This window comes from Alistipes montrealensis (assembly GCF_018362775.1).
GTDB lineage: Bacteria > Bacteroidota > Bacteroidia > Bacteroidales > Rikenellaceae > Alistipes > Alistipes montrealensis.
The window spans coordinates 20443-45504 of the sequence record NZ_JAGYXY010000002.1 but is presented as its reverse complement, the minus strand read 5'-3'; the positions used below and the strand labels follow the sequence as shown (position 1 = coordinate 45504).

Here is a 25062-nt window from a genome sequence, read left to right as displayed (position 1 = left end):
CGGATGCAAAACAGCCGATCAGCCGCCGATCGCAATCGCTGAGCCCCTCTCGGTCTCGTAGGAGATCTTGGGCGTAAGATGCCTGTCGAGGCCTTTTTCGCAGCGGGTCCGGTGTTCGCGGATGCTGTCTTTGTAGCGCTGTTCGTTTTTGGACTTGTTGTCGCGCGAGGCCTCTTTGTGGTAAATGTGGAATACGATTCCCCGGAACTTCATGCAACGCTGTGTCACGCCGCTGTTATTGAGGCGCAATACCAGTTCAGTATCTTCGTAGCCCCAACCTTCGAAACTTTCGTCGTATCCGTTGACGCGGATCAGATCCTTGCGCCAGATAGCCAGGTTGCAACTTCTCGGCGACCGTGAAGGGCCGAAAAGTTGGTAAAGTACTGCCATGATCGGAATCCGCATGGCGTTATTGCTGTTGCGGACACCTTTGGTCGTAGCCGAGAGCGAGGTAATCTCGCCGCTGAGTACTTTTTCGGCCAGCATTTCCGTGATAACGCCGCGGGATCCGGAAACATAGCATCCTTCGCGGGCGAAGATCATGTGATCCTGGATGAAATTCCGATGCAGGATCAGGTCGCCGTCAATGTGGATGATGTATTCCCCACGGCTGGCGGCAATGGCTTTGTTGCGGATGGCGGCTACCCGGAATCCTCGGTCCTCGTGCCAGATGTGGTGCACGGGAACTGGCGAAATATTCTCGAAGTGCTTTACGACATCGCGGGTGCTCATACCCGATCCGTCGTCCGCAATCAGGATTTCGGAGGGCATGACGGTCTGTTGCATCACGCTGTCGAGGCATAAATAAAGCGCTCGAGGCCAGTTGTAAGTAGAAATAATCAACGATACTGTCATCGCAATGTAAAACTATTGGTTAGGTTCGGAGTTTGAGGATAGGCAATGAAAAAGATGCAAAATCTCTGCCGAGGTTTTGCACGGGAAAGGGGTGACTGTAGGGGGTGTTGCTAAAATCATTTTGCAAAAGTAGCAATTTATCCGTTACTATCGTCATATCGTGCTTTTTATATATAAATGCACGTTTTTGCCGATACTGCACGCGCGTGGTGAAAAGTTTTTTGTAAAAGTTGTTGATTATGATTTATGTCATTGATTATCAATGGTATGAATTCTCATGACCGTGGGTAATATTAAAAAATATCAAAAAATTTGAAAATTATTTTAATAAAAGCTTGCGCAGATGGTTTTTTCACCTTATCTTTGCAGCGAAGTTTTAAGGTTCATTTAGGTTAGTAGTTTTAGGTTGGTGAGGAAACTGGGAAAGACGGACTATGGTCCGATTCCAGGTTTCCTTTTTTTGTGCCTTTTTCGGAAGGCATTTTTTATGTCCGGTTTCGGCGGTCTTTACTTTTTGTCTCCGGGTTCTTGAAAAGCCTTTTTCCGGTTTTTCCGTCCTGTTTTTCTCCGGTTGCTCCGGGTTCCAACTTTTTCGTGTTAACCTGGCCGGTTTTTCCGGAAATATTGCCGGGCGGGTATTGCCGACCTTATTTGTATGCTGAATTCATTTAGGATTAAATACTTGCGAGACGGTTTACTTAATCGGGTAAGTAGGTTTATTGGTCTGCCAATGTTACCAAATTGTTAAATATATTTAATATATTCATAAAATATTTGCGTAATTGAAAAATGCCCCTTATCTTTGCAGAGAAGTTTTAAGGTTCATTTAGGTTAGTAGTTTTAGGTTGGTTGAGGAAATCGGCAGGTTGTAACGGAATGTCCGTTACTAAGACCAGAGAAACGGTACTCGTTTCGCGGTCGAATACCTCCGATTGAACCTCATTTTTGGAGGGGGTGGTTCCCCGCCAAAAAAGAAGGTCCTAGTCGTGAGACTCGGACCTTTTTTCTTTTTTGCCCGGACGGTGCGTCAGAGTTCGGCCAGTTTTTCGCGGCTCACCTCTACTTCGACGGCCCCGAGCGCGTAACATCCGATGTCATAGGGATTGTAGTAGAACGTGATGCCTTCGGGCGTGACGCGGAAATTCTCCGTTGCGCGAATGTATTCCGGGAAAAATCCCTTTTCCGACAGCTCGTCATCATTCTTCGCTTCGTATTGTTCGTAAATATCCTTGCGGATCAACTCGTTGAGCCGCTCCAGTTGCGCTTCGGTGAACAGATCGGCCGTTGTAATCTCATAACCGCCTGCCAGCGAGTAGGTGTAACACTCCGTGCCGTAGATGCCGTGTGCGCCGCCTGTGTAACTCGAACGTGTGATGATGTAGCAGAGGAGCGTGTCGACGACCGATCCTTCGGATTCGGCGGAGATTTCGCCTTCCCACAACCGGTGTTCCGACATTTCAGGCGTATTTTCGGGCGGCATCATGTCATTCACGGCCTGGCGGACCGCAGCTTCGATGGCTTCCCGGGGTGTACCCTCGAAGTTTTCCAGTTCGAAGAAACGGCCGATGTTCGCCTGCTCGATCGCTGCGAGGGCAGGGGAGGCCTGGGCGTTGCCGATCGAGGCGAAGCGGTATTCGATCTTGCAGGTAAAACTGTTTCCGTCGATCAGCGTATCTGCGGTTATAACGGAGAATTGGGGTTGTATGGGACGTTTTGTACAGGAACCGACTGTCAGTGTCGCAGCGACGGCCAGGACCGTAAGTGTGCGGAATTTCATGGCAAATGTTTTTCAGTGTCTATGTAAAGATAGCGTAAAAAGCATTTGCGGCGGCAAAAAACGAAAAAAAAACTATATTTTACAGGAAAATTTTGGAGTTTCGAAAGAAGGCGTTATCTTTGCACCACAAAACTAAACCGGTGGATTCATCTAAGGGTTAGGATACGTGCCTCTCACGCACGACATAGGGGTTCGAATCCCCTATCCACTACGAAGCTACGGCCGCACGCAAGTGCGGCCGTTTTTTGTTGTATCCGGCAGAGATGGGAGTCCCTGTTTCGCGGATTTGGCCTGTCCGCTGATTTTTCGTGATGAAAAAGCGGCTTTTAATAATCATTCTTTCCGTGTCCGTTGAATTTATTTGTCGTCGTCGCGGCAGGGTTCTAATTTTGTTTCAACAGCAAACAGAATTTCTCATTTAAATTAGCTTGATCATGAAAAGATTAGTGTGTATGACTGTGGCTATGGCCATGACTGCGTCGCTCTTCGTAGCATGCGGGGACGATGGTGAGGACGAAAAAACTCCCCCCCCCGCACCGACGATAACGCTTAAGGACGGCGACATCAAAGCTACCCACGAAATTGAGTCGGGGATGTCGGTTGTCGTGAATGTGGCTGCGCCGGGCGGTGTCGCCGATTTTACGATCCGTATCGATTCGCCGTTCCTGACTCCTGAGGAGTTGAGTGCCCTGGGTCTCGCTGCGGAGATGAATCTGGTGACTCCGGCTACGAGCCAGATGGCTGCCGGACTGAAAGGACTGGGTTTCCCGGTGGGCGACGATGTGAAGGGTAAGACGACGTTGACGTTCAATATCTCGTCGCTGATTCCGCTGATCGCGCAGCTTTACGACCAGACTTCGAATCACGACTTTACGCTGACGGTAACCGATGCCAAGGCGCAGCGGGCGACCGAGACCCTGAAATTCCACCTGTCGGGTCCCCAAACGATTACTTATAATAACGATGCCGACCTGTGGGCCAATACGGCGACGCTGACGGTGAAGAATCAGCCCGAAGGCGCAAAGGTACAGTATCGTGTGAAGGATGCCGAGGCATGGACCGATGCGGTGTCCGCGGACGGGACCGTTTTCAATATCGCTCCGGTTTATGAAGCGTCGAAAAACGAGGCGGAACTCGATATTTATACGATTAAGGCCGGTACGGGCATTTTTGCCGCCACAACCTACGAATACCGTATGCTGGATGGCGAGAAGGTGCTCGACAGCGGTGAGTTTACGACGGCGGCCGGGGATAAGATTCCCAACGGCGACATGTCGGGATGGTCGAAAAGAATGTGGATCGACGACAGCAAGAAGGAGTGGCCGATCACTTATCCCAATCCCGCAGGCCTGAAGCTCTGGGACAGCGGTAACAACGCATTCCTTGAACAATATGACGAAAGCGGTGCGCCTACGATTTTTACGCCGCTTTGCCGGGAGAGCGAAACGGAAGCCGGGACGGCCCTTCTTTCGGCCCGGATGGTTATGGGATTCGTGTTCGCCCCGGGAAACATGTTCACCGGCGATTTCAATTATTCGGGCTTCTCCGGTACGGTCAATTTCGGCAAAGCCTATACCTGGACGGCCCGTCCGAGTGCGCTGAAAGTACGCTACAAGGCAAAGGTCGGCACGATCGATAAACTGGGTTCGAACGACCCGGAAGCGGATAAATACAAGGATCAGCCCGACCGCTCGCGTATTTTCGCGGCTGTCGTCGACTGGACGGCACAGCACGGTGTAACTTCGGGCATGACGGCCCCCACCGGTATGTGGGACCCGGCAGCGACGAAGAGTCTTGATGAAGGCGCGATTCTGGGTTACGCGGATTTGATCATTACCCAGACTGCGGCCGGTTGGGTCGAGGCCACGCTTCCGTTCAACTGGTATGCGGAGAATGTAGCCAAGCCTGCCCCGGAAAAATTCTCGCTGGTGATTTCGTGCGCTACGAGCGTACGCGGCGATTACCTGACGGGCTGTTCGACGAACGAAATGCAGGTCGACGACTTCGAGTGGGTATACTGATCTGAAAAAACATACCCGGACCGATGCCCACAGGGAGCAGGGCAGTGAGTAGGCTGGGTTAATCGGTTCCGGGTTCTCCCTTCTTCGCCCTGCTCCCGAAAAATGCTACGGCCGCCTTGTGATAAGGCGGCCGTAGCGGCGTTGGTTAGTTAAGGTATTAAGGTTGGTGGGGTTTTATTTTTCCGATTTTGCCTTGAATTTCTCCAACTGGCGTTTCAGTGCGTCGATGGCTTCGTCTACCGACTCCTCGAAGGCTTTCGACTGGTGGCAGGCCACCAGGTCTTCGCCGGGCATGTGCAACGTGATCGTTGCGAATTTATTTCCCTTTTCGTGGTCTTTATCGAGTTTCAGAATGACCTCGGCGCTGGTTGCGCGCTCCGCAAAGCGGTCCAACTTCGCCATTTTGGCATTCACGAATTCGACGAGCCGTTTGTCGGCGTCGAATTTCACGGATTGAATCTGTACGTTCATAGCCTTACAGTTTATAAAAGTTAATCATTTGCCTCCCTTTTCGCGGGGATGGGCCTTCGCGTAAATCTCCCGGAGCTTGGCGATGCTGTTGTGCGTGTAGACCTGTGTGGCCTGCAGCGAGGCGTGCCCGAGGAGTTCCTGTATTTCGCGCATATCGGCGCCGCCGTTGAGCAGGTGGGTAGCGAATGTGTGTCGCAGCACATGGGGGCTTTTCTTGCCCTGTACGCCCGCTTTGCCCAATTCTTCCTGCACTGTACGGTATACCGCCGTCCGGGATATGCGTTTTCCTTCGAGTGTTAAAAATAGTGCTTTTTCCGATGAAATGCAAATATTTTGCCTCTCAATTAACCCGGCGTAATGTAAAATCTTTTCGCGTACGAATTCGAGGATCGGGACTATCCGCTCCTTGTCTCCCTTGCCCCGGATGCGCAGCGACGTGAAGTCTGCCGAGAAGTCGCCGCGGTCGATGCCGACCAGTTCGGCCAATCGCAGGCCGCAAGCATAGAAGAGCAGTATGATCAGCGAATTGCGTTCGCGGATGAAATCCTCGCTGTCGCATTCGCATTCGCTGACGATGCCGCTCATGCGGCTTTCGGGGACGAATGCCGGCAGGCGGCGTGAGGTTCGCAGCGAGGAGATCGGACGCACGACATCGCGGTCGACGGCTCCCGTGCGGAGCAGCCAGCGGAACAGCGCGCGCAGCGACGAAACCTCGCGGTTCATCGAAGCCGCGCTCACGCCGCCCTGCTCGGTGCGGTGGAGAATCCACTCGCGGATATCCTCCGTCGTGATCCTCCGCGGCTCGAAATCCGCGTCCGTGACTCCCAGCCATGCGAGGAACTGCTCCACGTCGTGGCGGTAGTTGCGGACCGTGAGCGGCGAGTAGCGGCGTTCGGCTTCGAGGTATTGGACGAAATCGGAAATCATTTTGACAAATATAGGCAAAAATGGCTGAGGTTGTCGAATTAATTCTGTTCAATTTCGGGCCGTAATACGGCAGAATGATCCGCGGCGGTGTTGGTTCCCATTGCCAAAACCGTTACCTTTGTTCTGAAAAATAAACGCGATCATAGACTTGGCTGTGTGAACCGGAAGCTGCGGCCGCTGCTTCCCTCCCTAAGGGAGGGTCGGGGTGGGGCGGATTGGTAGATGACGCCGCAGGCGGCAAGGACGGCGTTCGGCGGCGGCTGGTATATGGAGGTCTATGATTGTCAAATAGAATTTACTATGAAACAGAATTGGAAACCCGGGACCGTGCTTTATCCGCTGCCGGCGGTGCTGGTAAGCTGTGGTGCAACGCCCGAAGAGTATAACATGCTGACCGTGTCGTGGACCGGAACGATCTGTTCCGACCCGCCGATGTGCTATGTCTCGGTGCGGCCCGGACGCCATTCCCATGCGATCATCAGCCGGGCGGGCGGATTTGTCATCAACCTTACGACGCGCGACCTGGCGCGTGCTGCGGACTGGTGCGGGGTGCGCTCGGGGCGCGATTACGACAAATTTCGCGAGATGGGCCTGACGCCTGTTCCGTCCGAAAAGGTCGCTGCGCCCGTCATTGCCGAGGCCCCCGTCAATATCGAGTGCCGCGTGACGCAGGTGCTGCCGCTCGGGACGCACGACATGTTTCTGGCCGAGGTGGTCGGCGTGCAGGCCGACGAAGCCTACATCGACCCCGCGACGGGCCGTTTCTGCCTCGAACGCGCCGATCCGATCGTCTATTCCCACGGCGAATATTTCGCGCTGGGCGAGGCGCTGGGGCATTTCGGCTGGTCGGTCCGCAAAAAGAAAAAGGCGGCGAAAAAACGCTGATATTCCCGATTTTCGCTATCTTTGTATTCATGAAAAAAGCGCTCATCCCATCTTTTGTGCTATTCGCCTCGGCTGCCGCGCTGTTGTTGGCGGGTTGTATCAAAATGCCGAAAACGGGAGGCGAGGAGCCCGAGGGACCGGAAGGTCCGGATAATCCCGATTACCCCCCCCCTGCGGCCGAATACATCTATCCGTTCGGCGATGAACCCCGCCGGGTAACGGCCGAAGTTACGCTGACGTTCGATCCCGGAACCGACCTTTCCGGCGTGCAGATCGAGATTCCTCCCCTGAAATACAACAAGTCGCTGCTGGTGCTGCTGACGCAGGACGACTGCAAGCAGGCCGCTTTCTCGACGACGTGGGCTGCAATCAACGGACGGCCTCTTTCGGATACCTATTTTTATACGGCGGCGCACCTGCGCGGCGGGGACATGCCGCCCGACACGTACAGCTTCGGCAAGACGCTCGGCTCGACCGACGGCACGGGGCGCGAAGTGCGTTTCGCCTTCGCCACCACGATCTCCCCCGAATGGGAGTACATGGATGCCGAAGCGACCGTGAAGCCCGGATATACGGATAACTATTACCGGTTCTTCATGCAGAAGGGGCTGATGTGGGGCGACGTGGCCGAAATGCTCAGCTATGGCGTCGGCATCGCTTTCCACGATATGAACACCCCGTCGGTCGACCTGCCCGACTCGATCCTGAAGCATTACGGCCTCGCCCAGCAAATCATCCTCGACCGCCTTTCGGGCCGCGGGTGCAAGATGCTGGCCGAGCCCGACGGCAACAAGACCTATGTGACTGCGGCGCAGGACTATGACCCGATTCAAACTATTTTCGTGCAGTCGGGCGGCGAAAAACTCCGTCCCTTTGCCGTGGAAGGCGATTTGACGAAGAAAATCCTCGAGCGCGGATTCTGGCAGCCGAAGGCGATTCCGGGGGTGATCGAGGCGCAGTTGGCCCGTCCTGTCGCCGAACGCGAGGCGGTCAATATCGGGGCGCACGGAACCGACCGTTCCTGGTCCGAAATGCTGCTGTGGCTCAACAATACCTGCGGTAAGGACGGAGAGGATTGCCTGTGGATGCCCGCGCCGGAGGAATATTTCGAATACAACTACCTGCGCCGCCATGCGGAGGTGACGTGCCGGGCCGCGGAAAATACGCTGACACTGACGGTCGATCTGCCCGGCGGGCTCTATTTCTATTATCCGTCGCTGACGCTCAATGTTTCGGGCGCCGATCCGTCGGCCTGCACGGCAGTCGAGTCCGGCGAAACGGTCACGGGGCTTTCGTGGGGACCCGGCGAAAAGGCCGGGGATGCTACCGAGGTGCTGGCGATCAATATCGACTGCCGGCATGCCCTGGCCGAACACGCCGAACATTTTGTGAAGGTTTACGAGGCCGACCCGACGGCGGCAAACCGGGCCGATGCCCGTTATTTCGTGGCGATGCTCAAGGAGTCCGACCGCAAGCAGGAACTCCTGAAGCGGATAAAGTAAACCTGTAAAACAACAAAAAGGAGGCGAATCGAAACCGATTTGCCTCCTTTTTTTGGCGTTAATGCGGCAGTTTGGGGAATAATCACTACCTTCGTAACATGACTTCCGGTTCAGGAATCGCGGGCGATTCCGAACCATTTGCCGGACAAGGCAACCGACTGAAAATAGAATGAAAAAACTGCTTTTCGTATTGGCGGGAGTGGCCTTCGCATGGACGGCTGTCGCCCAGGAACTTCGAGTTACACATGGTCCTTACCTGTGCGACATGACGCACGACGGGGTGACGGTGGTCTGGACCACCAGCAAGCCTGCGCTTTCGTGGGTCGAGGCGTCGCCCGCCGACAGCCTGAACGCCCCTGCTTTGAGACAGGCGCGGTATTACCAGACCGTCGCGGGCCGCAAACTGGCTTGCAGGACCCTGCATGCGGTCCGGGTCCGGGGGTTGCAGCCCGGGACCGATTACCGTTACCGCATCTTTTCGCAGGAGGTGCAGTCGTGGCCCGATGTCAACAACGTTACCTACGGAAAAACCCTGGATGCCGACGCTTCCCGCCGCCGGGCTTATGAATTTCGGACCTTCCCGCAGGCGGGTTCCGGCTGCTCGTTTATCGTGCTGAATGACATCCACGGCAAAGCCGACTACATGACCCGGCTCTGCAAGAGCGTGGATTTTTCGAAACTGGGATTCGTGGCCTTCAACGGCGATATGTCGAGCAGCGTCGAGAGCGGGGAGCAGCTTTTCAAAGCATACCTCGACGCTTCGGTGTCGCTCTTCGCCACCGGGACCCCGATTCTGTTCACCCGCGGCAACCACGAGACGCGCGGCGTTTTTGCCGACAGCCTCGGCGACTATTTCCCCGGACAGGACGGACGGTTTTACGGCATCTACCGCTATGGCGACGTATGCATCCTGCTGTTGGACTGCGGGGAGGACAAACCCGACGACCATGCGGAGTATAACGGGCTGGCCGACTACGACGCTTACCGCACCGAGGAATGCGAATGGCTGAAAAGGGCCGTGCGCTCGGACGAGTTCCTTTCGGCATCGGCGCGGATCGTCCTGCTCCACATTCCGCCCATGGCGGAGGCGTGGCACGGGAGCGTCCATCTCAACGAACTCTTCGTGCCGGTGCTCAACGAGGCCGGGATCGACCTGATGCTCTGCGGCCACGACCACGCTTATTCGTTCCGCCCGGCCGGGGAACAGGGTACGCAGTTCCCGATCGTGGTCAACGACAACAAAAGCTATGTGCGCTGCGACGTTGCGGACAGCCTGATTCGTGTGCAGGTTGTAGGTCTCCGCGAAAAGGTCGCGCATGTGCACGAATTTCCGCTGAAACGACAATTTTAACTATAACCTGAATGCAAATGAAAAAACTCTTTTTGTCGCTGTGCGCCGTCGGTTTGTCGTGCGCGGCCTTCGGAGCGGGACCCGAGGCCAACATCGTTCCCAAACCCCTCTCGGTGAAGCCCGGCGAGGGAACTTTTACCGTAACCGCGTCGACGAAGATCGGTGTCGGAAAAGATGCCGAACTGCGCCGTTCGGCCCGGATTTTCGCCGAAGAGGTTGAGCCTGTCCTCGGCGGCGTTATGAAGGCTGCCGCCGCGGGTGACATCCGCCTGTCGGTGGACGGCTCGCTGGAAGCCGAGGCTTATAAACTTACGGTGACTCCTTCGGGTGTCGAGGTGAACGGCGGTACACCGCAGGGTGTGTTCTACGGCCTGCAAAGCCTGCGCCAGTTGATCGTTGACGGCCAGGGCGTGCTGCCCGCCGTAACGGTTGAGGACAAACCCTATTTCGGACACCGCGGGGGCATGCTCGATCCCTGCCGCCACTTCTGGACGGTAGACGAGGTCAAAGAGTATATCGACATCCTCGCCATGCACAAACTCAACAAGTTCCACTGGCATCTGACCGATGACCAGGGCTGGCGTATCGAGATCAAGAAATACCCCGAACTGACGCGTGTCGGATCGGTGCGCAAAGAGACGCTCGTCGGCCACCATCACACTTCGAACGAGTACGACAAGACGCCCCACGGCGGTTATTACACACAGAAGGAGATCCGCGAGATCGTGAAATATGCCGCCGACCGCTACGTCACGGTGATTCCCGAAATCGAACTGCCGGGCCATGCCGTCGCTGCGCTCACCTCCTATCCGTGGCTGGGCTGCAAGGGCGAGGGTTATGAGGTCCGCAAGCGTTGGGGTATCAGCAAGGAGGTTTTTTGCCCGGGCAAGGAGACAACGTTCGAGTTCCTGCAGAACGTCTTTGCAGAGGTGCTCGATCTCTTCCCCTCGGAGTTTATCCACATCGGCGGCGACGAGTGCCCGAAGGACAGTTGGAAACAGTGCCCGCTGTGCCAGGAGCGTATCAAGGCCGAAGGGCTGAAGGACGAATTCGAACTCCAGAGCTATACGGTGCGCCGCATGGAGAAGTGGCTCCGCGAACACGGCCGGAAGATCGTCGGCTGGGATGAAATCCTGGAAGGAGGCGTTTCGCCGACGGCGACCGTCATGTCGTGGCGCGGCTCGAAGGGCGGTATCGCCGCGGCCAAGGCCGGCAATCATGTTATTATGACGCCGAATGTCCATTGTTACCTCGACTATTACCAGACGAAGGATCCTGTAAAGGAGCCGATGGGTATCGGCGGATACGTTCCGATGCGCAAGGTTTATGAACTCGATCCCTACGACCAGCTTACGCCCGAGGAACGCACCTATATCCTCGGTGTGCAGGGCAACCTGTGGACGGAGTATATCGCCACGTTTCCGCATCTGAAACACATGCTGCTGCCGCGCCTGGCTGCTATCGCCGAGGTCGGCTGGGCTTACGACCGCAAGGATTTCGACGATTTCAAACACCGCATGAACTCTTTGCGCAAGTGTTACGATGCCGCGGGGCTGAACTACGCTACCTATTTCTTCGAAGGCAAGGACGAATAACCGTCCGGTTTCCAAAAACAGTCCCCGGAATGCACAGGCATTCCGGGGACTGTTTTTTTCGGATCGGATCAGCGTTCCAGATCCTCCAGCAGTTTTTTGATGGCTGCCTCCGGGGTCGGGGTTTCGCCTTGCAGGGTGACGAACCGGCTGCCGATGATGCCGCCCGAGGCATTGTCCGCCGCGGCCCGGAAGGTTGCGCGGTTGCTGATGCCGAATCCCACCATGCGCGGACTGCGCAGTGACATGGCGTCGATGCGGCGGAAATAGGCCTGCTTCTGTTCATCGAATGCACTTTGGGCTCCGGTCGTCGATGCCGAGGAGACCATATAGATGAAACCGTCGGTGTGGGCGTCGATCTGGCGGATGCGCTCCTCGGAGGTCTCGGGCGTGATGAGCATGACGACTTTGACGCCGTAGTGGTCGGCGACGGGCTTGAACTCGGCGAGGTAGTCGTCGAACGGCAGGTCGGGGATGATGCAGCCGTCGATGCCGCAGTCGCGGCAGGATCGGCAGAAGTTCTCGAATCCGTATTGCATGATCGGGTTGAGGTAGCCCATCAGCAGCAGCGGAATTCGCACGCCGGGACGGATGTCCGCCAGTTGGGCGAAGAGTTTTCGGAGCGACATGCCGCCGCGCAGTGCCTGCTGGGCCGCGTTCTGGATAACCGGGCCGTCGGCCATCGGGTCGCTGAAGGGGATGCCGATTTCGATCATCCCGACGCCGTTCTGTTCGAGCGTGCGGATCACTTCGGCGGTGTTGTCCGGGTCGGGATACCCGGCGCAAAAATAGATGGAGAGTATGTCGCGCTTCCCGGAAACGAATAGCTGGTTGATTCTGTTCATGATTGCTGGATTTTTGGAATGAATTTTTCGAGTTTTACGGCGTCTTTCACCGCCGGGGCCGTTTCGAATCCGCTGTTGAGGTCTACGCCTGCGAACCGGGGATGGGCGAAGTGTTTCACGGCTTCGGCGCACTCCGCATCGAGTCCGCCGCTCACGAGGAACGGCGTGTTGCCCGTATAGGCGTCGAGTACCGTCCAGTCGAACCGCCGTCCCGAACCGCCGTAACCGTCGCACCGGGTGTCGAACAGCAGGTAGTCGGCACATCCTTCGTAATCCCGGGCGGCTGCCAGGTCGGCGGCCGTCGCGATGCGGATGGCCTTGATGATGCCGTAACCCCGCTGCCGTAACGCCGCGCAGGTCTCGGGCGATTCGTCGCCGTGGAGTTGGAGCCACCTGAGGCCGAACCGTTCGGCGGTGCGGAGCATCTCTCGGGGCTGGGCGTCGACGAAGACCCCGACGGCCGGTTTGCGGCAGTTGCGCACGGCTTCGGCATGGAGTTCGTCGTCGGGTACGCAGCGCGGGGAACGGGGGTAGAAGATGAAGCCGCAGAGGTCGACCGGCAGCCGGTCGACAGCCCGGATGTTGGCGGGTTCGCGCAGCCCGCATACCTTGACGATCATGGCTGCGGGGTTTTGAGCCGTGTGACGAACTCCGCCAGCGCGCGGCCCGGATCGCCGGTTTTCATGAAGGCTTCGCCCATCAGGAATCCCCGGAAGCCCGCTTCGCGCAGGCGCAGGACGGTCTGCGGGTCGGAAATGCCGCTTTCGGAGATCAGCAGCGGACCTTCACTGCCGCCGGTTTCACGCCGGAGCAGGTCGATCATCCGCAGCGAATTTTCAACGTCGGTATGGAAGGTCCCGAGGTCGCGGTTGTTCACGCCCAGCATGTCGACGTATTGGTTCAGCTGGGAAAGCTCTGAGGGCGTGTGCACTTCGAGCAGTACTTCGAGTTCCAGTTCATGTGCCGTGCGGGCCAGGCGGCGGCACTCGTCGGGCGACAGCACTGCGGCGATCAGCAGTACGGCCGAGGCTCCCGACGTGCGGGCTTGGTAGAGCTGGTATTCGTCGACGATAAAATCCTTGCGCAGCAGGGGCAGGGCCGCAAGGCGGCGGGCCTGCTGCAAATCCTCCAGCGTACCGCCGAAGAACTCGCTGTCGGTCAGCACCGAGCAGGCCGAAGCACCTCCCGCTTCGTAGGCCGGGACGACGGCTTCGATCTTTGCATCCTCGTGCAGCCACCCTTTCGACGGGGAGCGGCGCTTGAATTCGGCGATGATGCCCGTTTCGGATTCCGCCAGTGCGCGGCGCATGGAGCGGGGCGCCTCGGCCAGCCACGGCGAACCGAGGCGGAGCAGCGCATCGACGGGAAGCGTCTGTTTTTGCCAGGCGACCTCCCGGCGCGTGTTGGCTGTGATGGTTTCCAGGATATCCATATCTTTTAGCTGTTGATTTCCACGAATTTCCGGAACGCCGCCGCGGCTTTTCCGCCCAGGAGCGATTCGCGTGCTTCGGCGAGGCACTCCGCGACCTCCTTGTCGGGGCAGATCACCCGGATGGCGAAAGCGGCGTTGGCCAGGACGCAGTCGCGCTGGGCGGCAGTTGCGGTGTTGTGCAGTACGGCATCGAAGATGCGCGCAGCCTCTTCGGGGGTATCGCCGCCCGAAAGCTCTTCGGGGCGGCAGCGGTTGAGACCGATCTGTTCGGGTGTGAAAACCTGCTCCTTTTCGGGCGTTGCGACCTTGAATTCCGAGGTGAGCGAGATTTCGTCGTAGCCGTCCATGCTGTAAACCACGCCGAAGCGCGTGTCGCCCGACTGGTAGGCGTAGTTGTAGAGGCGGAACAGCGAGAGGTTGTAGACGCCGAGCAGTTGGTATTTCGGCAGTGCGGGATTCACCAGCGGCCCCAGCAGGTTGAAGAACGTGCGCACGGCGAGGTGCTTGCGGATCGGCGCCACGGCTTTCATCGCGGGGTTGAACAGCGGGGCGTGCAGGTAGGCGATGCCGCATGCGTCGAGCGAAGCCCGCAGGCGGTCGCGGTCGTCGGTGAACCGCACGCCGTGGCGTTCGATGACGTTGCTTGCGCCGCTCACGGAGGTGGCGCCGTAGTTGCCGTGCTTGACGACGTTGTAGCCTGCGCCCGCTACCACGAAACTGGCCGCGGTGCTGACGTTGAAGGTATTCTTGCCGTCGCCGCCCGTGCCGACGATGTCGATGGGTTCGTACTCCGAGAGGTCTGCCGGACGGCGCATTTCGAGCAGTGCATCGCGGAATCCGGCCAGTTCTTCGACCGAGATGCTGCGCATGAGGAAGACGGTGATCAGTGCCGATACCTGTTCGGGGTTGTAGTTCCCGGCGGCGATGCCTGCCAGTACCTGTTGTGCCTCCGAGCGGCCCATGTACTGGTGTTCGAAGAGGCGGTATAGTAAATCTTTCATAGCTTATGCGCGTTTATCGGTTGCATTTCGTGATCCAGTTCGCGAGAATGGTTTTGCCCTGCGGCGTAAGGACCGATTCGGGGTGGAACTGAATGCCCCGCAGGTTGTGGGTTTTGTGCCGCAGGCCCATGATGAGGCCGTTGCGGTCGGTCGCCGTGATCTCCAGGCAGTCGGGGAGCCCTTCGGCCGAGACTACCCACGAGTGGTAACGCCCGGCGCGGAAGCCTGAGCCCAGTCCGTCGAAAAGCGGCTCGTCGGCCACGACACGGATGTCCGAGCAGACGCCGTGGTGGACTTCGGCGAGGTTTTCCAGCTTTGCGCCGAAGGCTTCGCCGATGGCCTGTTCGCCGAGGCAGATGCCCAGTATCGGCTTGGCGGCGGCGTAACGCCCGATCAGCGGCAGGAGCAGTCCTGCTTCGGAGGGGATGCCGGGGCCGGGCGAGAGCACGATCCGGTCGTAGGCGGCGACTTCGTCCAGCGCGATGCGGTCGTTGCGGCGCACGTCGACTTCGAGGCCCAGTTCCAGCAGCATGTGGCGCAGGTTGTAGGTGAACGAGTCGTAATTATCGAAAAGCAAACATTTCATGGTTTCGGTTTTTTTAGCGGTTAATTGATCAGTTTCCCGGCCTCGCGGATGGCTTTGTCCAGCGCTCCCAGTTTGCTCGATACCTCCTGCAATTCGCGTTCGGGATCGCTTTTCGAGACGATGCCCGCTCCGGCCTGGTAGTAGAGGGTGTTGTTGCGGCTGACGAAGGTGCGGATGGCGATGGCTTGGTTGAGGTCGCCGTCGAGGCCGATGAAGCCGATACATCCGCCGTAAACGCCGCGGTTCTGAGGCTCGATTTCCGAGATGAGCTGCATGGCGCGTACCTTGGGGGCGCCGCTCAGCGTGCCGGCCGGGAAGGTGTCGATGAAGGTCCGGATGGAGTCGCTGTCGGCGTCGATCTCGCCGCTGACGCGCGAGACGAGGTGGATGACGTGGCTGTAATACTGTACGTCGCGGTAGAAGTCTACTTTCACATGGTGGGCGTTGCGGCTCAGGTCGTTGCGTGCCAGGTCGACCAGCATGACGTGTTCGGCGTTCTCCTTGGGGTCGGCCAGGAGCCGTTCGGTCCGTTCACGGTCGAAGGCCGAATTGCCGGTCCGGAAGGCCGTGCCTGCGATGGGGTCGATCGTGGCGCGGCCGTTTTCGATTTTGCAGTGTGTTTCGGGTGACGAACCGAAGATGCGGAAGCCTCCGAAATCGAAATAGAAAAGATAGGGCGAGGGGTTGATGCTCCGCAGTGCACGGTAGACCTTGAAATCGTCGCCCTGGAAAGGCTGTTCGAAGCGGCGGCTCAGCACGATCTGGAACACGTCGCCCCGCAGGCAGTGCCGTACGCCTTCGCGCACCATTGCCTTGTAGGCTTCGTCGGTAAGGTTCGAGCGGCGCTCGCCTGTCGTGCGGAAATTGTACGAGGCGAAATTGCGGTCTTCGATCAGCGTTTCGACCTCGCGCAGGTGGTCCTGCTCGCCGTCGGCGCACAACTCGATGATCGACAGCTCGTTTTTGAAATGGTTGAAAACCAGCAGGTATTTATAGAGTATATAGCAGATGTCGGGGGCGTCGGAATCCTGGTGGTGGTACTCTTTGACGGGGATGTTTTCGAAGTAGCGGACTGCGTCGAACGCCGTGTAGCCGAACAGTCCGCAGTGTTCGCTGCCGTCGCCCGTGATGCGGAAGCCGGCGAGGAACTCTTTCAGCGCATCCGCCGTGGTGTAATCGCCGCCGAGGCGTTTTGCCGAACTCCGGCCGTCGGGGAAATCCATGACGGCTTCGCCGTTGTTGACGCCGATGCGGGCGATGGGGCGCAGGGCGATGAACGAAAGGCTGTTTTCGTTGCCGTGGTAGTCGGAACTTTCGAGCAGGGCCGACTGCGGGTATACGTCGCGGAGTTTGAGGTAGAGGCTAACGGGGGTATGGAGGTCTCCGAGCAGTTTTTTGCTTGCCGTTGTGAATTGATACATCGTGATGGCTGTTTTTCGGATTTTACAAATTGCCGGCGATTTCCGGACGGTCTATGTTTGCGAGGTAGGTCTCCATATCCTTGTCGCCGCGGCCCGAGACGGTCAGCACCACTACGTCCGAAGGACGGAACTCCATTTTAGGCAGTGCGCCGAGGGCATGGGCGCTTTCGAGGGCGGGAATGATGCCTTCGAGGCGTGTGAGTAGGAATGCCCCGCGCAGCGCTTCGTCGTCGTCGACGGAGAGCACCTTCGCGCGTCCCGTCTGCGAGAGGTTGGCGTGCATCGGCCCGATGCCGGGATAATCGAGGCCGGCGGAGATCGAGTAAGGCTCTTCGATCTGTCCGTCGGGGGTCTGCATGACCAGTGTGCGTGCGCCGTGGATGATTCCCTCGCGCCCCAGTTGGATCGTCGCCGCGCTCCGCCCCGAAAGGAGGCCTTCGCCCCCGGCTTCGGCCAGCACGATCCGTACGCGCTCGTCGCCGAGGTAGTGGTAGACGGTTCCTGCGGCGTTGCTGCCGCCGCCGACGCAGGCCATCAGGTAGTCGGGGTAGTCGCGGCCCTCCTTTTCCTGCAGCTGCACGCGGATCTCCTCGCTGATGACCGACTGCAGGCGTGCCACCATATCGGGGTAGGGGTGGGGACCCACCGTCGAGCCGATGATGTAGAACGTGTCGGCGGGGTGGCAGCACCAGTCGCGGATGGCTTCGTTGGTGGCGTCCTTCAGGGTCATGTTGCCCGAAGTAACGGGGATGACCGTCGCGCCTAACATCTCCATTTTCCGGACGTTGGCCTGCTGGCGTTCCACGTCGGTACGGCCCATGTAGACCACGCACGGCATGTTCATCAGCGCGCAGACCGTAGCCGTGGCGACGCCGTGCTGTCCGGCTCCCGTCTCGGCGATGATGCGGGTCTTGCCCATCTGCCGGGCGATCAGTATCTGACCGATGGTGTTGTTGATTTTGTGGGCGCCGGTATGGTTGAGGTCCTCGCGCTTGAGGTAGATGCGGCAGCCGTAGCGCTCGCTCAGCCGGCGGGCGAAGTAAAGCGGCGAGGGCCGGCCCACGTAGTCGCGCAGCAGCGTGCGGTACTCTTCGCGGAACGATTCGCTTTCGATCACCCGCAGGTAGTTCTGCTGCAACTCCTCGACGCATTTGTGCAGGATTTCGGGAATGTATGCGCCCCCGAAGCGTCCGTAATAACCTTTCTCATTAACCTGGTAATTCATATTTTCTGATTTTAGAATATTGCACATGAAAAAAGGCCTGTTGTGAGTACAACAGGCCTTTTCGAATTTATCGCTGATTTATCGTTCAACAACTACACGCGGCAAGTCACTCACAACGGAAAATTGTAAGCGCCACCACCATGCGTTATTGATCGAAAAACTTTTCATAATCGGATTCATTGTTTGCAAATATAGGGACTTTGTGGGAAAAATCAAATAAAATCGTCTTTTTTTCATTTTGCAGCCGGGGCCGTCTCCACGACTTCGATCCATTCGCCTTTTTTGAGCGCCCTCACCGAGTTGTCGTACATCGCCTCGCAGTAGATCGAGGGCAGGTAGTAGCGACCCTTGTAAGTAGCGGTGAGCTTGATGGGAATTTCCTTGCTCTCGCCGCTGCGAAGGTCGAAATAACTCAGCACCCGGTCGTCGCGGATATCCTGGTAGGTGACCGACGTGAGGTCGCGTTCGGAGGTGATCTCCCAGCCCGCCGGGACGATGTGCGTCAGGGCGAGGTCGGCATAGCGCTCGTAACCGCTGGTGTTCGTGACGGTCACGACGGCGTAGAAGTCCGTCGATACGGGAATCGACCGCGGGTCCATCGCGGCGCCGTTCATGTCCTTGTACCGGACATCGATCCGGATGCCGTTCGCGGCTTCGGTCTCTTCGCCCTTGCCCGGCGTGTAGCTCTGGCTCACGACCGCATAGAGGCTGCCTGTGCCGTTGTTCTTCACTTCGGTCTCGGCGGTGAGGGGCATGCTGACGATCGATTTGGCAGTCCGGAGCTCTTCCCGGCCGACTTTGGCGTCGATGCCCGTTTGTCCCGTGGAGGCGAAGTTCGCCAGCGTATTGAGCATCCATGCCGTCGACTGGGTGCTCAGCCATTTGTCTTTTTTCAGGATGTCGGACATCCGCATGGCCGTGCGGAACGCCTCTTCGCGGTGTCCGAGCAGCGTTTGCGTCATCAGGACGATTGCCATCTGCCGTTCGGAACTGTTATAGGTTCCGTCGTAGGGATTGACCTTCTGGCCCGCCGTATTTGCGGCCTGGCCGATCAACTCTTCGGCGACCTTCCGGTTGCCGTCGAGGGCGTAGGCTGCGGCCAGCATCCATTTCACGTCGTTACCCGCCTGCGCCGATTTCTCGCGGAGCCGGTTCATGCCGCCGCGGTCGGGAGAGCCGCCGAGTGCGAGGACATACTGGGCGTAAGCCTGTGTCAGCGGGTTGTCGAAAGTGTTGTTGCGCAGGTATTTGAGCGCCCGGTCGAAGATCGTACGGTCTACGGCATAGCCGTATTTCGCAGCCTCGGTCATGAAATGGACTGCGTAGACCGTGCCCCACTCCGAAGGCGAAGTTCCGCCGCTCCAGTAAGCGAATGCACCGTTGGACAACTGGTAGCCTCCCAGCCGCGGCAGGACGCTCTTGATATTGCGGTCGATGTCCTGCAACATCTGGTTGTCGCACTCCACGATGGCCGGGAGGTAAAGCTGCGGGAAGGCTCCCGAAGTGATCTGTTCGATACAGCCGTGGGGGTAGCGCACGAGGTATTCGAGGCGGCGGGAGAGGTCGATCGGAGGTATCGACGAGAGTTCCAGCTTGGCCGATCCGGTGGCTTTCAGGGGTTTGACCGCAGCCGTCTGGCCCGTCTGGAGAATGCGGTCCTCGGAAGTCGTTACGTAGGGATTCGGTTCCCGCACGTCGAGTTCGATCTCCGAGACGGAACTGTCGCCCGACGACGATGCCGTGACGCGGACCTTTCCGATTCCGGTCTGCTTGCCTGCCTTCAGCCGGAAGGCGACGACCTGTTCGCCTTCGCCGCTGAGGGCGATGCTTTTGCTTTGCGGGCCGACGATGGTGAACGACTCGTTGGCGGTGACCTTTATATCGGTCTTGCCGACCCCGTTTTCAAGGGCGAAGACCGTGACGGGCAGTTCGATCTCCTCGTCCGTAGATACTACGCGGGGCAGGGTCGCCTGCACCAGGAGCGGTTTTTTCACGGCGACTTCTTTCCCCGAGGAGCCGAAGGCATGGCCGTTCGAGGCGACGACCATCACGCGTACCGACCCGAAATAGGGCGGCAGCGTGATTTTGTGGGTGTTCGTTTTTCCGGCGCCCAGTTTCTGCGCATCGATAAAACGCACGACGGGTTTGAACCGCTGTGCCCGCAGCGCCCCGGTGTTCGGCTGCTCCGCGTCGCCGCCGATGGCGAACAACTGCTCGATGCGGCCGCCGTAAGCGCCGATGACATAGTCGAACAGGTCCCAGGTGCGGACGCCCAGCGCCTCGGTCGCATTGAAATAGAGGTATGGATCGGGTGTTTTGAAGCGCGTGAGCCCCAGCAGGCCTTCGTCGACCAGCGCCAGCACGTAGCTCATCCGTTTGCCGTTCTGCTCGCGGACCTTGATCGTGATCTCCGATTCGGGTTTCACCGATTCGGGCATTTCGATGACGGGCGTGAGGCGCGTGCCGGCATCCTCGACCGGGAGTCTCAGTACGCCGAACAGCCTGATCGGCGCGTCGTTGAGCGTGTTGTTGTGGGGCTGGACGAGGGTTACCGATACGTAGACGTTCGGGGCCATGCCCTCTTTGACCGGTATTTCGAAGGAGGTCTGCTTGGCGGTGCAGTCGATCCAGTAGCTTTCGCGGACGAAGTTGCCGCTCTCGACGCTTACCAGGGCCCGTGCGCCCGGGGAGGAGGGAATGGTGATCTTCGCCTTGTCGCCCGGGACGTATTTATCCTTGTCTTTGGCAATGGCGAGCCGTGTGGCGGCATCCGTCACCGAGGAGACATCGCCCCGGTAGTCGGACGACGATACGCAGACGATGCGCGTCGCCGAATGCGCCTGCCGGGCGCCTGTGACGCGGATCAGATAATAACCATAGTCGCCTGCGCTCCAGCGCATCGTGACCTGCCCTTTGCCGCCCGAAAGGGTGGTTTGGAGGGTTTTGTAGTTGGCATTGAGCGCACTCTTGGCATAACGGGCCTGGGAGGTGGCCGACGAGGCGTCCCACCACCAGTAGGAGGTGATTTTATAAACCGATACGGTCACCTCTTCCGAGCTGGTTACGGGGCGGCCCTTGGCGTCGACGAGTGCGATTTTCAAGGCATGGTCGCGTTTGCTGTCAAGGTATTCGTCGCCCCATTCGCTTTGCTGTTCGGTTACGGCGATTCCGAAATAGGCGTCGTAGGGCGAGACGGTCGTAATTTGTTGATCGACACTGAAATCGCCGCTCTTTTCGAAGACCTTGACGGTGAATTTGCCGCTCAGCAGGCCCGGACTCAGTCCCTCCAGCGACGAGAGCTGGTCGGTAGTCAGTTGCAGTGAACCCTGTTCGTTGGTCGTGCCCGATGCGATCTCGCGCTCTTCGGGGTCGAATTCCTTTGTCGCATCGTCGAACGAATAATCGGCATAGCCCTTGAAGCGTGTCGGGATTTGGGTCAGTTGGGCCTGGAGCGTGACTTTGGCTCCGGCGGCCGGGGCCCCGTGGAGCCAGCGGGCGGTCAGGCGGCCGGTGAAGTTTCCGGCGTCGATCGTCTGTCCGTCGCCGAGGTGCATTTCGATCTTCATCCGGTTGGGTTTGACGGCGTCTACCCGGATGTTCTTTTCGAAAGTGGCTCCGCCGAAGTTCGCCTTGGCGCGCCAGATGCCGGTGGGCGAGGCGGGCGTCGTCTGCAATCTGAAGGTGTGGATGCCGTCCGAGGAGTTGTTGCTGACCAGCGACTGCACCAGTTGGCCGTTGGGGTTGTAGAACTCCAGCGACGCCGGATGGTTCTCCGGCAGCGGATTGTCCGCCGTGACGATCAGCGTGAGGTAGATTTCGTCGCCCGGGCGCCAGACGCCGCGTTCGCCGAACAGATAGCCTTTTATGCCTTTGGCATCGGTCGTGCCGCCTACGTCGAAATTGCTCAGCGAGAGCGCCGCACCCTGCTCGGCCCTGACGAATGCGACATCGTCGCCGGCTTCGGCCAGGATCATGTAGGGGGCTTGCCTGCACTTCAATGCGGCCCGTCCTTCGGAGTCGGTGGTCGCTTCGGCCAACGGCTGGTTCTGGCGGTCGTAAACGCGGACCTTGCAGTTGCTTTTCGGGCGTGCCGAAACCAGGTCGGTCGTGTAGACGATCAGTTCCTCGTCGCCGTTGCTTTTGCAGATGATGCCGATGTCGGACTGAAGGACGATCTTCGACCGCTCGGAGTAGGTCCGGTAATCGCCGAAATAGTAGTCGTAATCATAGTCGTCGTCGACGGGGATCAGCGGATCGACACCCCTGATTTCAAGCATGTACATCGACTTCCGGCTGTCGGTGATCAGGCGGCTGAGGTCGAGCGAGTAGGTGTTGGTCCGGTCGAGCCGCGTCGACGATTTGCCTCCGAGGTCGATGGTCGTGTCGCGGACGATGCGGGATACATATTCCATGTCCGAAAAATCGGAGTCGCCGTAGTAGTTTCGCTGGAAGAATTGGAGCAGGTTGCTGGCGAATATCTTTCGTACGCGTACGCGCGCTTTCGCATAGTTCACCGATTCGAACAACAGGCTCATGCGGTTGGACGAGGGCAGGATGGAGCCTTTGCCCGTGAAACGGATCGAGGGAGTCTGCGAAGGCAGCGTCGCCTCAAAGGCGAAACGCTCTTCGAGCCGCCGCCCCGATTTGCTCTGCACCTCCCGGCTGATTTCAACCTCGTAGTTGCCCGTGAGGCGTGCTTCGGGGTAGATATAGAGCCGGTTCTTGTCGACCGAAGTCCGGAATTTCGATTCGAACCGGATCAGGTTTTTGAAATCCTGGTTGGGTTTGAGGGGCTCGGAGAAGGTGACGACGATGGCCAGCGGCTCCTCGATGACGGTGTGGTCCATAACGACATAGTCGTCCTTTTTGGGAACCTCGACCTCGAGGGTCTTCTGCTCTGCGTAATCGAATCCGAGCGTCAGCGTATAGCTTTCGTCGCTGCGGGGCGCGATGTTCTCGACCGTGTAGCGGTGCGTGAGGCCGTCCTGCGAGTGTTCCCACGTCGTCGAGGTCCCCTGGGCGCCCTTGATGTTGAAATTCCGTTCCACGTAGTCGCTGTCCGCATAGTCGGAGGCGGTGAGTTCGCCCACCAGCGTGTAGGAGAGCATGTCTTCGCTGAGCTGCAACCAATAGTCGTCGCAGGAAAACCGCAGTTTCGGCGTCGAGAATTCGAATTCCGCGGAGCCCTTGAATTTTCCGTCGGTGAGTTTCGATGCATCGAGGGATATCTTGTAGCGGATATCGCTTTTCAGGGGCGATTTCGGGACAATGCGCAGCATCCGCATTCCCAGGCGGGAAACGTCGAAATCGGCGGAAGGGGAGGACGAAACGGCGTTCCCGAGATCGTCTTTCGTCAGTTCGACATCCTCGCGGAATGTCACCTGGAGCGGCATCTTGACGCCCGACAAACCATTGGTCGACGATTCGATGATGTCGCTCGGCCGGTGGCCGCACGAGGCGAGCAGCAGGACGGTGGCGGCAAATAATGCGGCGCGAATTGCTTTCATGGTGAAGATTTTTAGATAACTTTGTCAACGATACGACGGAGGTGTGCATATCTCCTCCAAAGATAAGAATAAAAAATGAGAGAATGAGCAGATGAGCGCAAGAAGGTTGTAAATAAGGGGTTTAGAGGAAAACGGACTGCAAGGATGAAGCCAAGCGAAACCGCCAAAAAGCCAACTGAAACCGGAGTTACGTTACTATCCCGTTACTCTTTTCAAAACGGCGATGGAGATTTTGGGAGGCTTCCAACATGCTGAATTACAAGCTCGATTCGGAGGGTTCCGACTACAAATGTAGCAGGAATTTCGGATTTTGGGCTGCACACCTCGAAAAAAGTCGGTTTTCGGGTGCGATTGCGCTGATTCGCTGCATTTTGCGTATCGAAGAACGACTCTACAAGAAATAATTTTGTTCACTAAAAAATTGTAGAGTTATGAGATCGACTTTCAAAGTTTTATTCTATCTGAAACGCAACGCCCCGAAGAAGAACGGGCTTGTTCCGGTGATGTGCCGCATCACGGTAAACGGCAAAATCGCACAGTTCAGTTGCAAGCTGGACGTGGAGGAAAAATCGTGGAACGTGGAGTTAGGCCGCGTATCCGGTCGCAGCGTGGTGGCACAGGAGGCCAACCGGATGCTGGATAAGATTCGCATGGACATCAACCAAGCTTATCAGAAAATCGCCGACCGGGACAATTATGTAACCGCCGAGAAAGTGCGTAACGCCTATCTGGGATTGGGCATGAACCACGAAGCGCTGCTGGCGGTATTCCGGCAGCATAACGAGGATTACGAGAAACAGGTGGGCAAGCTCAAAAGTCTGCGCAGCTATTGGAAATACTGCACCGTGTATAACCACTTCTCGGAGTTTATCGAGAAGCGGTACAAGGTCAGCGACATCGCCTTAAAGGAGCTTGCTCCGGCATTCATAACCGACTTCGAGCTGTTCCTCAAAACTGAGAAGAACCATTGCAACAATACGGTGTGGTCGTACATGATGCCGTTCCGTAAAATCATCTACATGGCCGTCAATAACGGACTGTTGCAGCGCGATCCATTCTTTGCGTACAGTATCACCAAAGAGGAAACGAAACGGGGCTTTCTGACCAAAGAGGAAATCAAGCTGCTGATTAACGGCACGTTCAAAAAGAAAAGTTACGAGGCGATCCGCGACCTGTTCATTTTCTGCACCTTTACGGGGTTGAGCTGGACGGATATGGCGAACCTGACGAAAGCGAGCCTGCAAACCTCGTTCGACGGCCACCTGTGGATTATCACCAATCGCCAAAAGACGGGTATAGAATCAAACATTCGTCTGCTGGAGGTTGCCAAGCATATCATCGAAAAGTACGACGGCATGGCCGAGGGCGATAAGCTGCTACCCGTTCCATGTTATGCTAACTGCAAGAACAGCATCAAGGTAATTGCGAGAAAGTGCGGTATCGAGAAAAACGTCACGTGGCACATGAGCCGCCACACCTACGCGACAACGGTGTGCCTGTCGAACGACGTGCCGATTGAAACGCTCTCGAAGATGCTCGGACACCGCAGCATCCGCACGACGCAAATCTACGCGAAAATCACGGCGGAGAAAGTGAGCCGCGATATGGAAAAACTGTCGCAGCGTATCGAGCAAATGGAGAATTTTATTTGTCAAACCATCTAA

At 57.6% G+C, this 25062-nt stretch carries 18 protein-coding genes and 1 tRNA gene; 7 read left to right on the top strand and 12 right to left on the bottom strand.

Annotated features, from left to right (window positions below):
* Positions 1–18: 18 nt before the first annotated feature.
* Positions 19–855: a glycosyltransferase family 2 protein gene (locus tag KG007_RS03385; RefSeq protein WP_213347381.1), complete on the bottom strand. Its 837-nt coding sequence runs from the start codon at positions 853–855 to the stop codon at positions 19–21.
* Between the two features lie 1027 nt (positions 856–1882).
* Entirely contained in the window at positions 1883–2632 is a 750-nt protein-coding gene (locus KG007_RS03380; protein ID WP_213347380.1) for an RsiV family protein, read from the bottom strand.
* A 139-nt stretch (positions 2633–2771) separates the two neighbouring features.
* Here KG007_RS03380 and KG007_RS03375 point away from each other — a divergent pair.
* Both KG007_RS03375 and KG007_RS03370 read left to right on the top strand, forming a co-directional pair.
* A tRNA-Glu gene (locus tag KG007_RS03375) sits at positions 2772–2843 on the top strand.
* A gap of 223 nt (positions 2844–3066) precedes the next feature.
* The gene (locus tag KG007_RS03370) at positions 3067–4653 is read left to right on the top strand and encodes a PCMD domain-containing protein (protein WP_213347379.1); all 1587 of its coding nucleotides are present in this window, start codon (positions 3067–3069) and stop codon (positions 4651–4653) included.
* 174 nt (positions 4654–4827) lie between these two features.
* On the opposite strand, the gene hpf is transcribed toward KG007_RS03370, so the two are convergent.
* Together hpf and KG007_RS03360 are read right to left on the bottom strand one after the other, a co-directional pair.
* Positions 4828–5124 carry a ribosome hibernation-promoting factor, HPF/YfiA family gene (hpf, locus tag KG007_RS03365; RefSeq protein ID WP_195461915.1) on the bottom strand — a complete coding sequence of 99 codons (297 nt, stop codon included), beginning with the start codon at positions 5122–5124 and terminating at the stop codon, positions 4828–4830.
* Positions 5125–5148: 24 nt separating this feature from the next.
* Positions 5149–6051 (bottom strand): tyrosine-type recombinase/integrase, encoded by a 903-nt coding sequence (locus tag KG007_RS03360; protein ID WP_213347378.1) that lies wholly within the window; start codon positions 6049–6051, stop codon positions 5149–5151.
* Positions 6052–6351: 300 nt separating this feature from the next.
* On the opposite strand from KG007_RS03360, the gene KG007_RS03355 reads away from it, so the two are divergent.
* From KG007_RS03355 to KG007_RS03340, 4 genes are all read left to right on the top strand, one after another.
* Positions 6352–6936: a flavin reductase family protein gene (locus tag KG007_RS03355; RefSeq protein ID WP_195461917.1), complete on the top strand. Its 585-nt coding sequence runs from the start codon at positions 6352–6354 to the stop codon at positions 6934–6936.
* Positions 6937–6965: 29 nt separating this feature from the next.
* On the top strand, positions 6966–8438 hold the full coding sequence (locus KG007_RS03350; RefSeq protein WP_213347377.1) for a polysaccharide deacetylase family protein: 1473 nt from the start codon (positions 6966–6968) through the stop codon (positions 8436–8438).
* Positions 8439–8607: 169 nt separating this feature from the next.
* Positions 8608–9789, top strand: a complete 1182-nt coding sequence (locus KG007_RS03345; RefSeq protein ID WP_213347376.1) for an FN3 domain-containing metallophosphoesterase family protein — start codon at positions 8608–8610, stop codon at positions 9787–9789.
* A 17-nt stretch (positions 9790–9806) separates the two neighbouring features.
* Positions 9807–11384: a beta-N-acetylhexosaminidase gene (locus KG007_RS03340; protein ID WP_195461919.1), complete on the top strand. Its 1578-nt coding sequence runs from the start codon at positions 9807–9809 to the stop codon at positions 11382–11384.
* Positions 11385–11452: 68 nt separating this feature from the next.
* Here KG007_RS03340 and trpA read toward each other — a convergent pair whose 3' ends face one another.
* The 8 genes from trpA to KG007_RS03300 form a co-directional block, all read right to left on the bottom strand.
* A complete protein-coding gene (gene trpA, locus KG007_RS03335) occupies positions 11453–12226 on the bottom strand; it encodes a tryptophan synthase subunit alpha (RefSeq protein ID WP_213347375.1) in 774 nt (257 codons plus the stop codon).
* Positions 12223–12846 carry a phosphoribosylanthranilate isomerase gene (locus KG007_RS03330; protein WP_213347374.1) on the bottom strand — a complete coding sequence of 208 codons (624 nt, stop codon included), beginning with the start codon at positions 12844–12846 and terminating at the stop codon, positions 12223–12225. The genes trpA and KG007_RS03330 overlap by 4 nt, the downstream gene beginning before the upstream one ends.
* On the bottom strand, positions 12843–13658 hold the full coding sequence (trpC, locus tag KG007_RS03325) for an indole-3-glycerol phosphate synthase TrpC (protein ID WP_195461922.1): 816 nt from the start codon (positions 13656–13658) through the stop codon (positions 12843–12845). The genes KG007_RS03330 and trpC overlap by 4 nt, the downstream gene beginning before the upstream one ends.
* Before the next feature lie 5 nt (positions 13659–13663).
* Positions 13664–14659: an anthranilate phosphoribosyltransferase gene (gene trpD / locus KG007_RS03320; protein ID WP_195461923.1), complete on the bottom strand. Its 996-nt coding sequence runs from the start codon at positions 14657–14659 to the stop codon at positions 13664–13666.
* A gap of 13 nt (positions 14660–14672) precedes the next feature.
* Positions 14673–15245, bottom strand: coding sequence for an anthranilate synthase component II (locus tag KG007_RS03315; RefSeq protein WP_213347373.1), 573 nt, complete (start codon positions 15243–15245; stop codon positions 14673–14675).
* Between the two features lie 20 nt (positions 15246–15265).
* Positions 15266–16666 (bottom strand): anthranilate synthase component I family protein, encoded by a 1401-nt coding sequence (locus tag KG007_RS03310; protein WP_213347372.1) that lies wholly within the window; start codon positions 16664–16666, stop codon positions 15266–15268.
* 22 nt (positions 16667–16688) lie between these two features.
* A complete protein-coding gene (trpB, locus tag KG007_RS03305; protein WP_213347371.1) occupies positions 16689–17891 on the bottom strand; it encodes a tryptophan synthase subunit beta in 1203 nt (400 codons plus the stop codon).
* A 233-nt stretch (positions 17892–18124) separates the two neighbouring features.
* Entirely contained in the window at positions 18125–23398 is a 5274-nt protein-coding gene (locus KG007_RS03300; RefSeq protein WP_213347370.1) for an alpha-2-macroglobulin family protein, read from the bottom strand.
* 431 nt (positions 23399–23829) lie between these two features.
* Here KG007_RS03300 and KG007_RS03295 point away from each other — a divergent pair, with 431 nt between their 5' ends.
* Entirely contained in the window at positions 23830–25062 is a 1233-nt protein-coding gene (locus KG007_RS03295) for a site-specific integrase (protein WP_213347369.1), read from the top strand.

Coding starts and splice junctions, on each gene's coding strand:
- KG007_RS03385 (WP_213347381.1), bottom strand. CDS start 855: ATGACAGTATCGTTGATTATTTCTACTTACAACTGGCCTCGAGCGCTT.
- KG007_RS03380 (WP_213347380.1), bottom strand. CDS start 2,632: ATGAAATTCCGCACACTTACGGTCCTGGCCGTCGCTGCGACACTGACA.
- KG007_RS03370 (WP_213347379.1), top strand. CDS start 3,067: ATGAAAAGATTAGTGTGTATGACTGTGGCTATGGCCATGACTGCGTCG.
- hpf (WP_195461915.1), bottom strand. CDS start 5,124: ATGAACGTACAGATTCAATCCGTGAAATTCGACGCCGACAAACGGCTC.
- KG007_RS03360 (WP_213347378.1), bottom strand. CDS start 6,051: ATGATTTCCGATTTCGTCCAATACCTCGAAGCCGAACGCCGCTACTCG.
- KG007_RS03355 (WP_195461917.1), top strand. CDS start 6,352: ATGAAACAGAATTGGAAACCCGGGACCGTGCTTTATCCGCTGCCGGCG.
- KG007_RS03350 (WP_213347377.1), top strand. CDS start 6,966: ATGAAAAAAGCGCTCATCCCATCTTTTGTGCTATTCGCCTCGGCTGCC.
- KG007_RS03345 (WP_213347376.1), top strand. CDS start 8,608: ATGAAAAAACTGCTTTTCGTATTGGCGGGAGTGGCCTTCGCATGGACG.
- KG007_RS03340 (WP_195461919.1), top strand. CDS start 9,807: ATGAAAAAACTCTTTTTGTCGCTGTGCGCCGTCGGTTTGTCGTGCGCG.
- trpA (WP_213347375.1), bottom strand. CDS start 12,226: ATGAACAGAATCAACCAGCTATTCGTTTCCGGGAAGCGCGACATACTC.
- KG007_RS03330 (WP_213347374.1), bottom strand. CDS start 12,846: ATGATCGTCAAGGTATGCGGGCTGCGCGAACCCGCCAACATCCGGGCT.
- trpC (WP_195461922.1), bottom strand. CDS start 13,658: ATGGATATCCTGGAAACCATCACAGCCAACACGCGCCGGGAGGTCGCC.
- trpD (WP_195461923.1), bottom strand. CDS start 14,659: ATGAAAGATTTACTATACCGCCTCTTCGAACACCAGTACATGGGCCGC.
- KG007_RS03315 (WP_213347373.1), bottom strand. CDS start 15,245: ATGAAATGTTTGCTTTTCGATAATTACGACTCGTTCACCTACAACCTG.
- KG007_RS03310 (WP_213347372.1), bottom strand. CDS start 16,666: ATGTATCAATTCACAACGGCAAGCAAAAAACTGCTCGGAGACCTCCAT.
- trpB (WP_213347371.1), bottom strand. CDS start 17,891: ATGAATTACCAGGTTAATGAGAAAGGTTATTACGGACGCTTCGGGGGC.
- KG007_RS03300 (WP_213347370.1), bottom strand. CDS start 23,398: ATGAAAGCAATTCGCGCCGCATTATTTGCCGCCACCGTCCTGCTGCTC.
- KG007_RS03295 (WP_213347369.1), top strand. CDS start 23,830: ATGAGATCGACTTTCAAAGTTTTATTCTATCTGAAACGCAACGCCCCG.